Genomic DNA, 16078 nt, shown 5'->3' with positions numbered 1-16078 from the left:
GGAGGCCCTATGAAACTTGGTGTGAACCAGATTGCCATGCTCTATTACGCCGGCGGCTTGCTCCTGATGAAGGGGATCTCCCTGCTGATGCTGCCGGTGCTGACCCATCAGCTGCTGCCTCATGAATACGGCCAGCTGGAGGTGCTGTTGACCCTCATCAATCTGGGCTCCCTTATTTTGGGCTTCGGGCTGGTGGATGCCCTCTACCGCTTTGCCGGACTGGCGAAAGATGAGCAGGAGCGCCTGCAGGTGGTGGCCCGCATGTTTGGGCTGGTCTGGTTGATTGCCCTGGCCAGTCTGGTGCCGCTCTGGCTGCTGGCACCTCTGGTGCAAGCCTGGCTGCCGGTGGAAACCCGCCTTGCGGATGTGCGCTGGGTGCTCTGCGCCCTGCCGTTTGAAGGGGTGATCGGCGTGCCACTGGCATGGCTGCGGATGCGCAATCAGGCTCGGCTCTTTTTCGTGGCGACCGCAGGCAAGGCGGTGATCCAGTCCCTGCTGACCGGCTGGTGGCTCTGGCTCGGCTGGGGCGTGAGCGGGGTGCTGGTCTCCGGCACCCTGACCTGCGTCGCACTGGCGCTGCTGCTGAGCCTCTGGCAGTGGCGAGATAGCGGGATCCGCTTTGACTGGCAGCACTATCGGCCGCTGCTGCGCTATGGATTGCCCCTGGTGGTGAGCGGGCTGGCAGGTTTTGCCCTGAGCGGACTGGATCGCTGGCTGCTGGCCGATGTGGTGGGTGAGGCGCTGCTTGCCTACTACGCGGTGGCGGGCAAGCTGGCGCTGGCAGTGGGGTTGTTGCTGCAACCCTTTGCCCTCTGGTGGTATCCCCGCCGTTTCATGCTGCTGCGCGAGCCGGATGGACTGCGGCTCAATGCCCACTACAGCGTGATGGGGTCGGTACTGGGGTTTGTTACCGCGGGGATTGTCGGGCTCACTGCCCCCTTGCTCATTCGCTGGCTGACCCCGGAGAGCTATCACGGGGCGATCGCCTATATTCCGCTGCTGGTGCTGGGCATGGCGGTGCGCAATGTTTCGGACTTGCTCAATGTCGGCTGCTTTAGCGGCGAGAAGAGCAATGCCCAGATGGTGATCAATCTGGGCTGTAGCGCCCTTGGGGTGGCAGGCTTTCTGCTCGCCATCCCCCCCTTCGGGGTCGCCGGGGTGATCTGGACCCTGCTTTTGGTCTATCTGGTGCGGGCGCTGGCCTTTTATCTGGTGAGTCAGCGGTTGCTGCCGCTGCCGTATCGCCTCTCCACCCTCTGGGCCAGTTCCCTCGGGGCGCTGGCGATGGTCTGGCTCGGCCAATGGTGGGCAGGATCATGGCTCGTCTAACGCCAGCCATCTGGGCAAGCGCCATCTGTCTGGTGCTGGCCCTGCTCTGGTGGCGGCTGCCCCATCCCTTGCTGCTGCCGGTGCTCGGCCTTGCCATTCCCGCCATCTGGTTTGCCCTGCGCTGGCCCTTCTTGATGGTACTGGGGTTTGTCACCTTCTCCTTTTTTCGGCTGCATGAGGTGTTCCCCCAGCTCTATCCCCTCAAGATCCCGCTGCTCTTCTCGCTGGCTGCCATCGGTGCGCTGGTCTGGCACATTTTGCTGACCGGTCGGATCAAGCCCTACTGGAGTCCAGCCCTGAGCTGGCTGACGGCCTTCTTTGTGATGGTCTCCATCGGTGTGCTGTTTGCCAGCAACCGGGGCGAGGCGATCGCCACCTGGACCGGCAGCTACAGCAAGATCTATCTGATGACCCTGGCGACCGCCTGGCTGGTGCGTACCCCGGGGGATTTTGCGTTGGCGGTGCGCACCTTCGTGGTGGCGGGCTGTCTGGTGGCGCTGGTGGCCCTCTACAACAAGGCGAGCGGGATCGGGCTGGTGGAGGGCACCCGGGTGACCATAGGGCGCGAGCTGGGCTCTGTGCTGGGGGATCCCAACGATCTGGCGCTGGTGCTGCTCTTTCCTGCCGGCTTTTCGCTGAGCTTGCTGCTCAATCAGGGCAATGGGGTGGGGGGGCGTTTACTGGGGGGGCTCGGCTTTGCGCTGACTGCGGCCGCCATTATCGCCACCCAGAGCCGGGGTGGTTTGCTGGGTATCTGCGCCGTTGGTGGCCTGTTTGCCTGGCAGCGGGTGAAGTCGAAAATCCTGTTGATCTCGATGGGGATGGTCGCGCTGGTGGTGCTGTTTGCCGCCGCCGGGATCAGCGATCGGGCATCTGGCGGCGCCGCCGAGAGCGGGGTCGATGCCTCGGCCATGGGGCGGATCTACGCCTGGCAAGCGGCCTGGGGCATGGCGCTGGGCCATCCGCTGGTGGGGGTGGGCTTGTCCAATTTCTATTACAACTACTTCTTCTACAGCCCCCATTGGGATGGACTCAATCATGCGGTGCACTCCACCTGGTTCGGGGTGCTGGCTGAAACCGGCTTTGTCGGGCTGGCGCTGTTTATCGGCATGGTGGCGGTGACCCTGCGCAGTTGCTGGTGTTGCCAGCTCGCTGGCATGCCTCCTGCAGTGATCACGGCGATGCAGGGGGTGATGGCCAGCATGGTTGGGTTTGTGATTTCGGGATCCTTCCTGACCCAAGGGTTTACCTGGCCCATCTATCTGGAATTGGCGCTGGCCGTCGCCGCCATCAAGTACGTGCAGCAGGCGGCCACAGAGGCGAAGGCCACCGCTGAGGATCATCAGGAGGCAACCCGGTTGCCGGCAGTGCCACCAAAGGGAGCAAGAGGATGAACGCAACCCCTGTTTTGCTGGTTCACTACGGAGAGGACTGGATCCGCGGCAGCGAACGCTGCCTGCTGGATCTGCTGGCCCACCTCGATCGCAGCCGGTTTATGCCGTTGCTCTGGTGCAATAGCCCGACGCTGGCGGCAGAGGCGGCCACCCTCGGGGTCGAAATCATGGTCGAGCCGTTCAGCCTGCTGCTGGGATGGCAGGCGCCCCGCTTTGATCTTGCGGCCCATCGGCGCCTCTCCCGGCGAGCCAGAGAGCTCATCACCGAGCGGCAGATTGAGCTGGTGCATGCCAATAGCGCGGCTCCTTGTCAGTGGCTGGCGGGGGTCTGTCGGGCGTTGCAGGTGCCGCTGGTGTGCCACCTCCATGCCCGTTACCAGCCCAGAGACAGGTTCAGCCTGCGGGTCCATCAGGCCAGCGTGCTGATCGGGGTGAGCGAGCCGGTGTTGACCGGCTGGCGCCAGGATGGCTGCGCGGCCGATCGGTTGATCCGGGTACCCAACGGGGTCGATGCCGCTCGCCTGAATGGCGGTGCTCACTGGCCGGTCGTCGGCATGCTGGGCTTGCCCCCGGGGGATATGATCATCGCAACCGTCGGCTCATTGATCAAACGCAAGGGGATTGATCTGCTGATCCGCTCGCTGGCTGCCCTGATGGCATCGGGGGAGGAGGCCCAGTTGCTGATCATTGGCAGCGGTCCGGAGCGGGAAGCATTGATGGCGTTGGCTGTCGAGCTCGGGGTGGCCGAGCGTGTCCACTTTCTCGGCGAGCGGCCGGACAGTGCGGCTATCTTGCGGGGCGGTGTGGATCTGCTGGTCTCCGGCGCCCGTGAGGAGGTGTTTGGTCTGACGTTGGCGGAGGCGGGCATGTTGGGGCTTCCGGTCAGTGCCTACCGAGTGGGCGGCATTCCGGAAGTTGTGGAAGAGGGGGGGACCGGCTTGCTGGCAACCCCGGGGGATTGGGCCGAGATGGCTGATCACTGGCGGCAATTGAGCAATCCGCAGCGCCGATGTGAAATGGGGCGGGCCGCTAAGTTGCGTGCCGCACAGTTGTTCACGGTGGCGCGTTACGTTGACGGGGTCACTGCGGTGTGGGACGCCGCGCGGGCTGGTCGTTGGCACGCCACGGCCCCCACACCCTTCCGACCACTCATTCATTGGGCGGGGCAACGACTCCTTGCCAGAGGTCGCAATATGCTGGTGAGTGGGATGGCAAAAGTGGCGCAAAAAGTGCAACTGGGGTTTGGCCGCCGCAAGGTGCCAGAGTAAGGGAGCAGCAAGATGAGCATGCAAACTGAGCCGGTGTTCGGAAAGGTCATCGTTGTGGATCCCATCCCGTTTCGCGGTGGTTCCAAGGTTGCGACCGAAGTGCTGCTCGATGAGTTGGCCAAACGGATGCCCGGGCTCACATGCCATGTGCTGACCCAGGATCCCGACTCCTGGCCCCGTTGCCAACATCACCCCCTTTGGCTGCCCCACATATTGAAGGGGCGGGAGTCCGGCATCGGCTATCTGCTCAAACAGGGGTGGCAGACCCTGCTGATCCTCTGGCTTGTGCTGCGCTTGGGGCAGGTGAAGTGCCTGGTGGCGGCGTCTGGGCCAGGGGTGGATCTCTGCTGTTACTGGGCTGCCCGCTGGTTGCGGTGCCGGGTGGTTCAGCTGATCCATGGCCCTGTGGGATGCTCGGGCCTCTCTGCCAGGGCCTTGCAACGGGCGAGTTTTGTCTTTTATCTGGAATCGACCCGCAGCTCCCTGGCGGCATTGCTGGCCCGGCTTGGCGAGACCGAGTTCCCGTCACACTGGCAGCCATTTACCAACGGTTTGAGCGAGATTGATTGGCCCAAAGCGACCCTGGGGGGGCCCCGTATTTTGTGGGCGGCTTCGTTGCTGCGCTGGAAGGGACTGGAGACCATGCTGGCCGCCCATCAAATGATCCCTGATGCTCGCCCCGAGCTGATGGTGTGCTATCTGCAGCCCAAGGGCACGCTGCAGCCATGTAGCCAGCCTCAGCCACAGTTGCCAGACACGCACTGGTATGCCAACCCCGCCAATCTTGGCGAGATCCGATCTCAATGCGGCATTTTTGTCTCCACGAGTCATCAGGAACCCTTTGGTCTCTCCATTCTGGAGGCCATGGCGGCAGGATTATGCGTAGTGATCCCGGCCGATGGCGCCTGGTGGGATCGACACCTCACCGATGACGTAAATTGCCGCAAATATCAGCCAAACGATCCCGGCGATCTGGCGCGGGTGCTGGCCAGCCTCAATGCCATGCCCGATGTGGTCAAGCGACTTGGCCATCATGCTCGCCTGCATGCCATGGTCCATTACAACGCGGCAGATACCTATCAAAGCACACTGGATCTGTGGGAAGGTATGTTGCGATGGGATGCGTTGAGCCTTGCCGTGCATGGTTAGCGCGCAGTGGTTCCCCATGGGGAGGATGGTGGCGTATGAGGGACTTATGGGCAGACTGGTTGCGGGAGGCTGGGTGACTCCGCCACTCTGATGCAGTTACGGCCGGATGATTTGGCGATGTAGAGCGCAGCATCAGCCAGTTTTACCAGTTCAGACGGCTGCCAGTGACTCGATGGTCTGAGGCAGGCAACACCCATGCTAACGGTCACCAGACCGGTGGCATTTTGTGCGTGTGGCTGCGCGAGTGCAAAAATCAGCCGCTGGATATGTTGGGCAATTTCATAGGCGGATTGACGCTCGACATGTGGCAGCAGGATGACAAATTCCTCTCCGCCGTAGCGAGCCACCAACTCCCCCGAGCGGCGCCCGGATTGCGCCAGGGTATGGGCCAGCAATCGAAGGCACTCGTCACCGGCAACGTGGCCATAGAGGTCGTTGAACTGCTTGAAATGATCGATGTCGAGCATGATGAGCGCAATCGGCATCTCTGTCTGAATACAGCGCTCCCAGGCCTGGTTCAATGAGTTGTCGAACAGACGACGGTTGCCGATGTTGGTGAGCCCGTCGGTATTGCTGAGCGCTTCCAGTTTCCGGTTCGCTTCCGCCAGCTCCTTGGTTCTGAGCTCGATAATGAGCTCCAGCTCATGTTGGCGCTCCTCCAGACTGGTCATCGGGTAAATTTCGCTTTCCCGAGCCGCACTGTAAGGGATGGAGATACTGCTGTGAGCAATTTTCCACGCCATGGCTTCGTGTCGAAAAATCAGCACTAGCCTGGCGGTTCTGCGGGAGAGGATAGGTTCTGATTTCGGTAGATGGATATGGAAGAAGGCGGTGACAGCCACCACATCGGCGGCCAGATCTTGCAGGGTTACATCGAGTATTTCCAGGCGGATCCTGCCCGGGATCTGGGCAAAATCGCGGCGGGTTATCCGGATCCACTCATCTTTATCGGTAACCAGAACATCACTGCTGCCGGCAAAACCGCTGAAATTGTCGCTAAACCGCGTGGTGAGCCGATCATCCCGTGATGAATACAGCTCGATGTACTCATCAAACAGTGAGCGGATCAACTGTTCCCGTTCAGTGGTCATTACGCTGGGCCCATGTGAAGTGGTCACGTTTTTCAAACGTTCGATTGAACTATAGTCAATTATGTCATTTCATTTGGCTATCTATCTTGATTTTTCTCGTTTTTTTGTTCGATTACAGTTATTGGCAAGTGTACGTAAGGTCAGTCAGAACAAGGTGCCATGGAGAGGGTTAGCATGGCTGTCCGGTGCATATCCTCCCCACTCTATTACGCATCGGGGTGACCACCGGTGACAAGACGGCGGGTCTGCATGCAGATCCCCAGACAGCAGGCATCAGGTAACCCAGAGTGCCTCGCGGCGATCAATGGCTGGTGAGATAGGGGCTGATATCCACCTCGTCAATGAGCTCCGGGCTCATGTAACGCTTGGCATAGCGCAGGTAGACGCCAGAGCGGAGAAAGAGCGCAAACAGCTCGGGGTCGATATGGTGATCCTGTTGCATGAATCCCATGATGCGGATGGCCTCCGAGAGAGATTTGGCTTTCTTGTAGGGGCGATCGCCGGCGGTCAGCGCCTCGAAGATATCGGCGATGGCCATCATCCGGGCAGGGATGCTCATCTCGTCCCGTTTCAGCCGCTTGGGATAACCAGTGCCATCCATCTTCTCATGGTGTCCCCCTGCGATTTCCGGCACCTGTTTCAGGTTGGCGGGGAAGGGGAGTTTTTCGAGCATGATGATGGTCTGGATCATGTGCTCGTTGATCTTGTAGCGCTCCTCATCTGTGAGGGTGCCCCGGCGGATGGCGAGGTTGTAGAGCTCGCCGCGGTTATAGAGGTATTCAGGGGTGTTGACCTGAAATCCCCAAGGGTTGTCAGGGGCAAGGCGGTCGCGGTTGCTGCGGGTGAAGAGGTGATCCGGGCGATCGGCCAACAAGGGTTCGGTGACCGGCAGCGGTGACTCCGCGGCCCGCTGTTTGCGCGCCAGTTCATCCTGAGAGATCCCAATCCGATCGGAGAGCGTGCGCTGCCAGGTGCGGCCCGCGATCTGCTGCAGCCTTGCAATATCCTCTGTGGCCATAAATTCGCCTCCTTCGTTGCAACGGGCGATAAAGGCAAACTCCTCATCCAGCTGTTGCCACTGCTGTTGCAGCGTGGCCTGTAACGTGGCCTCATCACCCCCATGGAGACGTGCCTGCCAGTAGGCAATCTCGGCATCCCGTTTCAGCACTTCAAAGCGCATCCTGACCTCGTGAATGCGATCGCACAGGGTTTCCAGCTTGGTGGCCTTGTCGACCACAAACTCCGGAGTGGTGACTTTGCCGCAATCGTGCAGCCAAGCCGCGATATGTATTGCTTCCCACTGTTTTTCATCGAGCGAAAAGTGTTGGAAGGGGCCCTCCTTGGCCTCACATGCCGCTTCTGCCAGCATCTTGGTCAGTTCGGGGACTCGCTGACAGTGGCCACCGGTATAGGGGCTCTTGGCATCGATGGCCCCTGCGATGAGCTGGATAAAGGCCTCCAGCAGATTGCGCTGCTCCTCCAGCAGCCGCTGGGTGGTGAGTGCCACGGCGGCGGTGGAAGAGAGCGCGTTGACAAATGCCATCCGCTGCGGGGTCAGGGACTTCTTCCGTTCATCGATCAGAAAAACCAGGGTGCCGAGCAGTTGGCCATCACGGTTTTTCAGGGCAATCGGCCAGAAGGTCAGCGGCGTGTCGCTCTCCTCAATGTAGGGAAACAGGATCTGCAATTCGCTGGTGACCAACGCAACGGGTTCCAGTTCTACTCCTTGCAAGCTCTGGAACAGTGGATGTTTTGGCTGATTGAGCGTTCCGATACTGTGGATCGGCGTTTGCTCCTGCACCTCGCCATTCCAGCACAACCCTGCCAGATCCAGCTTCTTGTTGCCGCTATCGGAGAGGTAGAGCATGCAGCCTGTTGCACCGGTCAGTTGCTGCATTTCGGTGAGCAGCCGCACCAGCAAGCGGGGGAAACTGGTCTCGCTGGAGAGGGAGGTGGAAAGCTGCAAAAAGCGCTGGATGGTCGATTTCATGTCGCCCATGGCCTGGGAGAGATCGATGATTTCAGCAATATAGGAGTTGACTCGGATCGGATCGTTGAAGTCGAAGTGGGCGATTTTTCCTGCTTCTTGAGTCAGGTCATCAAGGGGCCTGGCGGCGGTTCTGGCCAGCTTGATGGCCGCGAACAGGGCAAAGATCAGGAAGATGCCCGACAGAAGGAAGGTCTGATTGCGAATGGTGAAGGCGGTGGCCAGCAACTCATCGACAGGTGCTGCAATCCAGAGGGTTAATTTTGACCCATCGGCTTCCGGTAAAGTGATACGCATTCCTTGCCAATCATTGCCCTCTGATTTAAAGGAAAGACTATCTGCCTTCTGATTCTGACTGGCATTCATCAAGTGTTGGATCATAGGCAGGTCGGCTTCGGTCACTCTTGCAAGTCGATAAGCGCCATTTTCATGAATCACCATCCCACCTTTATGACTTGTCATTAGCTCGCCCTGCTCATTGACGATGGCTAGACGCATATTGGGGGTTATCTTGGCGGATTTGAGCAGGCGCTCGATAGCTCGGAGGTTCAGGCTCATCCCTATGACGCCAGCCCCATTTTGCATTGGTTCGGCAAAACTCAGGTACATCTCCTGAGTATCGTGCGAGATATAGAGAGGAGATTGCACCAGCTGTCCACTCTGCTTGGCCTGAATAAACCATGGATGCTCTATTGGATCAAAAAATTGTCCTGATTCCTCTTGCCGTTCAATGATGGTGAGATTGTCGGCCAGCGCGAAGGTCTCCGTAAGAGTGGTTGCCTCTTGATGCCGGATGCTCTTCACGATCCAGCGGGTATTGGCGGGCGGCGTTAGGTGTTGTACCTCGGTGTCGGCAGGCCAGCGCATGAGCCAGAATAGATCGCCGTTGTTGTAACCGGCATACACCGCGTTGGCAGAAGGTTGTCCTTTGAGCAGGGTTGTCATGTAGGGAAGGCTGGCCATTCGCTCTGACAGGGTCTTGGCTTCGGTCAGGCGCTGTTGGGCGAGCAGATTGACGCTTAAAGCTGAGGTGCTGAACAGCCCTTCTAAAGCCTGAGTGGTGATTTGGCCAATCAGGGTGAATCTCTCTTCAGCCTCTTTCATCAGCATGGTTTTGGTTTGCCGATATTGGTGACCAAGAGTGATCAAGGCAAACACCAGCAATAAACCCAGAAACAGATGGGCAATATGAACATACAAGGGGATAACGCGGCGAATGAGATTCATGTTATCTCCGTAAATGGATGGGTTTGTTGAGTGGGGTATAAATGAGATAGCCCAACAGGATAATAGGTAGCTTCATGGTGTTCGCCCTTGCTGCTTGCATTAAAGAGACCCCGTTGCGTAAACCACCAGATGACGATAAATGGAAAGGGGTGATAAATCCTTTTTTTTATTCACCCATCGCAGTAGCCAAAAATGATCCACGGCGATGTTACCGCAGAATTCTGTGATCGTGATTCTTTTCACTCTGGATATGGATTGAAACCCTCTTTTTGCGGGAAGTGCGCCGAGATATTCAGCAGCCTGGTTTCTTCATCCAGCGACACAGTAACGGTGGCGCCATGGGCTTCCAGCATGATTTTGCCATGATAGCCATTGTGACTGTGTGCTTCTTTGTTGTTATTAGAGGATGGGAATCTGTCGAACAGAGAGAGGACATTGTTGATATCCAGCAAGGTCGAGCTATCAATATTTAAAATAATGCTGTCGGGGTATTTCAGACAGACAATTTCCACGCAGGAGGAGGGCGCCGCATGCTCACAAGCGAGCCGTGTCAATATTTGAAAAGCGGAATAACAGAGAAATTCGTCACCTGCGATGAATAGCTCGTCATAGAGGTAATTTTGGGGTTTGGTCAGCTTGATATCGAGCTTTTTCTCGGCATAGAGATTTTTGAATTGCACCGAAAGCCGGTTGAAAATATTAAATAGCTGGACTTTACCCGCTTTCAAAACAAAGGTGCCGGTTTCAATCTGGTAAATCTCGCTGGCCAGCCGGGTCAATGCCAGTGCATCGCCTACAGAGTTTCTGGTGATGGATAGCTGGGTTTTTTGGAGCATGTTGAGCGATGAGTCGGCCGCCAGCTCTTCCAGCAGGTGTAGCGCGTTGAGCAGGGGCTCCCGAATTTCATAGCGGATATTGAACTCGAGGCTCTCTTTGAGCGCATTGAGCTCAAGCATCTGATCGAACTCTTTTTGCAGATCTCTTCTGGCATGCACCAGCCGCATCAGATTGGCAATGCGAAAACGCAGCATCTCGATGTCGATCGGCTTGGTGATAAAATCGACGGCCCCCAGTTTCATCGCCCGTTTACGGGAATAGATATCATCCAGTGCCGTCATAAAGACGATGGGGATGTGCTCTGAGTGGGGATGTTCACGCAAAATTCTGGCGACATCGAATCCGTTCAGGTTGGGCATCATGATATCGAGCAGCACCAGATCGGGTGGATTATCCGATTGGCAGATCCTGATCGCTTTTTCGCCATCCTTGACCAACTTGAGATGAAACTCTTTGCGAAATACCGAGGTGATCAGCATCAAATTATCTGGAACATCGTCAACCACCAGAATGGTTGGACTATCCTGATTGCTGGCGACCAGATCGCTGTTGGAAAAACGGTGCAAACGACCGAACTCAAATTGTGAAAGTGGGGGCCGCGACTGGCTGGTTGCCAACAGCAGCCGAGTGATCCTGGTTTTAAGGGTATCGGGCTTGAGCGGGGTCAAGATAATGTCAGAGACTTTCGCCTGGACAAATTGTTCGATCAATGGGCGATCAGTCCCTGAGGTCAGGGTCAAAAATGGCAGTGTGTGATGAGGTGCCCTACTGCGAATATTTTTCAGCAGCGTGAGCAAGTTTGCCGAATCGAGATCGATATTGCAGATGATCATGGCGGCAGGGCCATCAGCCACGCAACGTTCCAGCGCCTCGACACTCTCCACCACCGTAATCTGGCTTATGCCAATGGCTCGTAACTGATTGCATAGCGCATCGCTGTGCACATTATCTTTTTCCAGTACCAGCGTGGGCCCGGAAATTATTTTTGCTATGTCCATATGGCTATCTGATGTGCCCATCTGTCGCTGTATCCTGCCAGCTCATTTTGAGCATGATAATATAGGGTGCATGACCCTGGTCAACCGATACCTCTGCTACCTTGCGCTGGAAATATAAATCTGCAAGCGGGCTCATCACCCAACGTGATAAAGAGAGCAATCCGATATCATCATACCGTTGGTGCTGACCCATCTTCTGATGGTGTACAACCGCCATTACCCCATATCCACTTTTTTCTTGTATCCGATTTATCCCTTGTGAGTTGCTGGCTCCTGTCGGGTTGTGCGCACATTTCAACCGGGTTGTCATGGCTGCCTGTCGGGGGATCCGTTATGGTGTGAGAAAGGTTGGCAGGGGTCGCCATCCTCCATCTTGGCAGGGAGAATCACGAGATATGGAACATCTTGCCCCGAGCGCGGCTCATCCTATGGTGCTGCTGGTTGATGATAAGAGTGGCTGCCACAATTTGATGAATACGCTGCTCGGTGAGTGCCTTTTATTGCACGTCTTCTCCTGTGAGGCGGTGCTGATGATGGTCAGGCAGAACGATGGAGCATGCTGTCAACCATGAAATCGCGTCTCTGGCACATTACTGCCGTGCTGTTGCTCTCCCTGATGTTGGCCACGCTGGTCGATGCCTTCTATCTGGAGCTGGAGCGGCAGGAGTATCGCCAGTCGCTGGATACCCGCATTCAGCGCGAGGGCGACAATCTGCAGCAACTGACCCTCTCAAGCAAGGGGATGGGGGCGGTGCAACTGGCTGGCCGCCTCAACCGCGAGATCCAGCAATCGTCACTGCTCGAGCGGGGGGAGCTGAGCCCGAGCGAAGCTCTGCAGGTGTTGGCGCAGGGGGTGAAGGCCAATCATGCCTTTGTTACCAATAAAGCAGGGGTGATTGTCCGTGATTGGGATGCGCTTGGCCGCCATGTCGTCGGGCAGGATGTGTCGTTTCGCTCCTACTTCAGGCAAGGGCTCAAGGGGCTGGAAACAGTAGATGCCGGGGTTAGCCTCAATACCGGCAAGCGGATGATCTATGTGGCGGCGCCAGTCTCTCACGATCGGGCGCAAGGAAGCGACATTACTGGGGTGGTGGTGGCGCGTTACGAGATGGCGCTGCTCGATACCTTTCTGGCCGGGTGGGGCGATACCATCGGTTTGCTGGTCTCGCCAGATGGAGTGGTGATGGCCAGCAACAAGAGCGATTGGCAAATGGCGGTGGTGGGACCGAACTCTGCCGCCAGGCAACAGCAGCTCTTTGCCTCTCGCCTATATGGACACTACTTTGCCCCGGATCGCAAACCGGTGATCCTGCCTGCACTCGATGGCAGTGAAGTTCGGATAGGGAAAGATAGCTATCTGGTGAGCCGCATGCCTATCGAGTGGCACGATGCCAAAGGGCAGTGGACGCTGCTGCTGTTGGGCAATGTGGAACAGGCCGTGTCAGGATGGCGGCGAGTGGCCTTGTTCGGCACCGCCCTGTTGATATGTCTGAGCTCGGCCCTGCTCTGGCAGGGGCGGATGTTGCGTCGCCGCAGCATTCGCGAGCGCAACGAGCAGTTTGCCTTCCAGCAGGCGTTGATCGATACCCTGCCACATCCTCTCTTCTATACCGACAATCAGGGGCGCCTGCTGGGGGTGAATCGCGCCTTTACCAGCGCATTTGGTGGCGCCCGGCCGGTCGAAGGCAAGCGGCTGGCGGAGTTGCCGCAACTGGCCGGACTGGATGCGGTGGATGAGGGTAACACCTTGCAAAGGGTGGCGGGCAGTCAGGCCAGAACGCAGCATGAGGTGCGCCTGTTTTCGCCGGATGGCCGTCCTCTGGACATGCTCTATTTTCTCTCGGGGATCGAGCTTGCCGAGAGCGAGCGAAGCGGTGCGGTCGGCAGCTTGGTCGACATCACCCCGATCCGTGCCGCCGAGCAGGCCATGCGGGAGGCTCATGACCGGATAGCGGCAGATCGCCAGCGGCTGCACGAGAGCGAGCAGCGGATCCAGTCCATGGTGCGCAACGTACCGGGTATGGTCTATCGCTGCTTGCCTCATCATCCCTGGACCATGTTGTTCGTCAGCGACGAGGCGGAAAAATTAACCGGCTATCCCGCCAGCGATTTTGTCGATAACAGCCGCGATTTTGGTGACTTGATCCATCCCGATGACCTCGAACTGAGCAACCGCAACACCATCGAGGCCATTGCCGAACACCGGCAATACATCAACGAGTACCGCATCTTCGATCGCTGGGGTCAGCTCCGCTGGGTCTACTCCATCGGACTCGCCACCTATGATGCCGAGGGTAAGGCCGTCTATCTGGACGGGATCATCTTCGATTTCAGCGACCGCAAGCAGGCTGAGGCCGCCATGCTAGAAGCTAGGCAGATCGCCGAAGATGCCACCCGAACCAAGAGCGAATTTTTGGCCAACATGAGCCATGAGATCCGCACGCCAATGAATGCCATCATCGGTATGGCCCATCTGGTGCTGCAAACCAACCTCTCCCCCGAGCAGCACAACTATGTGAGCAAGATAGACAGAGCGGCGAACAACCTGCTCGGGATCCTCAACGACATCCTTGACTTTTCCAAGATGGAGGCGGGCAAGTTGCAACTGGAGAAGGTGGATTTCCAGCTCAACGAGGTGTTCGAGTGGCTGGCGGATCTTACGGCGTTTCGGGCGCGGGAAAAGGGGCTGGCGCTGCTGTTCGATCTGGCCGCTGATCTGCCTGACCGTTTGTGCGGCGATCCCCTGCGGCTTGGCCAGATCCTGCTCAACCTGACCAGCAATGCCATCAAGTTCACCGAGCAGGGAGAGGTGATTGTCCGGCTGGCACGCAGTAACGAGCGAGATGGCAAGATCTGGCTGCAGGGCAGTGTGCAGGATAGCGGTATCGGCATGACAGCCGAGCAGTGCCAGCGTCTCTTCCACTCCTTTGAACAGGCGGACAGCTCGACCACCCGCAAATATGGTGGCACCGGTCTTGGTTTGGCCATCACGAACAATCTGGTGCAACTGATGGACGGTGAGATCCGGGTGGAGAGCGCCCCGGGGCAGGGCAGCGAGTTCCACTTCCGTATCTGTCTCGCCACCCTGGCGGATCAGGGTAAGGAGAAAGAGCAACGTGTGGCCATGCCGCTGGCGCCGCAGCGTCTGCTGTTGCTGGAGTCGTGTCCTGCTTCGCGAGCGGCCATTCTCCACCAGCTGGCGGCGCTGCCTGTTGAGCTTGTCTGCGCGGACGAGCCCGCCGCAGTGCTGGCACTGCTGCATCAAGGCATCGCGGCGGGCAAACCCTGTGATCGAGTTGTGCTGGGCTGGCTGGAGGGGGAGAGCTGGTTGTCAGAGGTGCTGCAGGAGGTTGACACGCTGGCAGCGCCGCCCGCGATCTTGCTGATCACCTCGGGCGATCCCGCACCGCTTGCCAGCTATGTTGTTGCGCTGGGGTTGGCGCCGTGTGATGTGCTGGCCCATCCGTTTACCCCGCAGGCACTGTGTCAGGCATTGTGTAAGGCGCAGGGGGGCGATGCCGTGGGACGAGAGGCGTTATCGGATGCAAGCCCCTATCATCAGGTTGCGCTGCCCGCTCATGGGCTGGCGGGGGCTCGTCTGCTGTTGGTGGATGATAACGACATGAACCGGGAGGTGGCGCTGGCCCTGCTGGGCAAGGAGCAGATCTCCCTGGTCTGTGCTTGCGATGGGGCACAGGCGCTCGCCCTGCTGGCGCAAGATCGCGGGTTTGACGGTATCCTGATGGATTGCCAGATGCCGGTGATGGACGGGTACACCGCGACCCGGTTGATCCGCGCCGATCCGACGCTGGCCCGGATCCCCATTATCGCCATGACAGCCAGCACCATGGTCGGGGATAAAGAGAAGGCGCTGGCGGCAGGCATGAATGACCATATCGCCAAACCCTTGAATATGCCGCTGTTGCTGGCGACCCTCTCGCACTGGATCACACCTGCCAGACCTCTGGCTGCCGCCAGCAAGTTGCAGGTGACTGACGATGCGACCCCTTGGCAAGGCGTGCCCGGCCTTGACGCGCAGCGGGGCATGGCCGTGATGGGGGGCGACAGTGTGCTCTACCGCAATATGTTGCAGCGCTTTTGTAACGGGCAGCAGGGGTTTGAAGCCAGTTTCCACTCGGCGTGGGCCTCGGATGACAAAGTCACGGCCCGGCGTCTGGTTCACACTCTCAAGGGCAGTGCCAGCACCATAGGGGCGACCGGTGTGGCGGAGCAGGCGGCGCTGCTCGAGCAAGCCGGTGAAGAGGGGGATGATGCAGGGGTCGCAACCCGCTTGCCATCCCTGATGGCCGAGCTGAAGCCCCTGCTGTCTGGGCTGGAAGCCGCGCTGGCAGTGTCCCCTGTGACGATGGGCGCTTCCCGAGGCATCGATGCCGGGATGCTGGCGGCGCAACTCCAGCAGTTGGGGGCCTTGCTGGCACAGAGCGATGCCCAGGCGTTGGCGCTTTGTCAGCAGATTGAGGCTGATCTGGCTGGCAGTGCATTGCCGCTGCGTGCTGCATTTCAAGAGGTGAGCCGGGCGGTCAACGAGTTCGAGTTCGATAAGGCGCTGCAGTTGCTGGCACCACTGCTTGGGTGATGGTTAACACCCTTATCGCTTGTCATGTTCATTGTCATCCCAACTCATTTTTTAGGGTTGCCATTGAACAAGAACAATTATCATCTATATCGATAGATATGGATATTTACGCTCTGGTTAATTACGCTGGGTGACGTGAAGGTAAATAGTGTGAAGGTGGGCGGTAACATCTGTAACCGGATGAGCGAATGCATCACGAGT

At 58.3% G+C, this 16078-nt stretch carries 8 protein-coding genes; 5 read left to right on the top strand and 3 right to left on the bottom strand.

The features are described 5' to 3' along the window. The first annotated feature begins 9 nt into the window (after positions 1-9). The 4 genes from G5221_RS01805 to G5221_RS01790 are packed head-to-tail and all read left to right on the top strand — an operon-like array spanning position 10 to position 5140. Positions 10-1329 carry a lipopolysaccharide biosynthesis protein gene (locus tag G5221_RS01805; RefSeq protein WP_421262692.1) on the top strand — a complete coding sequence of 440 codons (1320 nt, stop codon included), beginning with the start codon at positions 10-12 and terminating at the stop codon, positions 1327-1329. Further along, positions 1317-2723 (top strand): O-antigen ligase family protein, encoded by a 1407-nt coding sequence (locus G5221_RS01800; RefSeq protein WP_421262691.1) that lies wholly within the window; start codon positions 1317-1319, stop codon positions 2721-2723. Before G5221_RS01805 ends, G5221_RS01800 begins: the two co-directional genes overlap by 13 nt. Next, positions 2720-3991, top strand: coding sequence for a glycosyltransferase family 4 protein (locus G5221_RS01795; protein ID WP_421262690.1), 1272 nt, complete (start codon positions 2720-2722; stop codon positions 3989-3991). The genes G5221_RS01800 and G5221_RS01795 overlap by 4 nt, the downstream gene beginning before the upstream one ends. A gap of 12 nt (positions 3992-4003) precedes the next feature. Continuing rightward, positions 4004-5140: a glycosyltransferase family 4 protein gene (locus G5221_RS01790; protein ID WP_421262689.1), complete on the top strand. Its 1137-nt coding sequence runs from the start codon at positions 4004-4006 to the stop codon at positions 5138-5140. Between the two features lie 44 nt (positions 5141-5184). Here G5221_RS01790 and G5221_RS01785 read toward each other — a convergent pair whose 3' ends face one another. The 3 genes from G5221_RS01785 to G5221_RS01775 all read right to left on the bottom strand — a co-directional run bounded on the left by G5221_RS01785 (position 5185) and on the right by G5221_RS01775 (position 11301). Beyond that, positions 5185-6231 carry a diguanylate cyclase domain-containing protein gene (locus G5221_RS01785; protein WP_421262688.1) on the bottom strand — a complete coding sequence of 349 codons (1047 nt, stop codon included), beginning with the start codon at positions 6229-6231 and terminating at the stop codon, positions 5185-5187. 301 nt (positions 6232-6532) lie between these two features. Then, the gene (locus tag G5221_RS01780; RefSeq protein ID WP_421262687.1) at positions 6533-9445 is read right to left on the bottom strand and encodes an HD domain-containing phosphohydrolase; all 2913 of its coding nucleotides are present in this window, start codon (positions 9443-9445) and stop codon (positions 6533-6535) included. Between the two features lie 239 nt (positions 9446-9684). Beyond that, complete coding sequence (locus G5221_RS01775) at positions 9685-11301, bottom strand: response regulator (RefSeq protein ID WP_421262686.1); 1617 nt, start codon at positions 11299-11301, stop codon at positions 9685-9687. A gap of 547 nt (positions 11302-11848) precedes the next feature. Between G5221_RS01775 and G5221_RS01770 the strand changes: the two genes are divergently transcribed. After that, the gene (locus tag G5221_RS01770; RefSeq protein WP_421262685.1) at positions 11849-15877 is read left to right on the top strand and encodes an ATP-binding protein; all 4029 of its coding nucleotides are present in this window, start codon (positions 11849-11851) and stop codon (positions 15875-15877) included. Positions 15878-16078 lie beyond the last annotated feature (201 nt).

This window comes from Aeromonas sp. 602200 (assembly GCF_049173895.1).
GTDB lineage: Bacteria > Pseudomonadota > Gammaproteobacteria > Enterobacterales > Aeromonadaceae > Aeromonas > Aeromonas veronii_A.
This window is presented reverse-complemented; position numbering and strand designations above follow the sequence as displayed.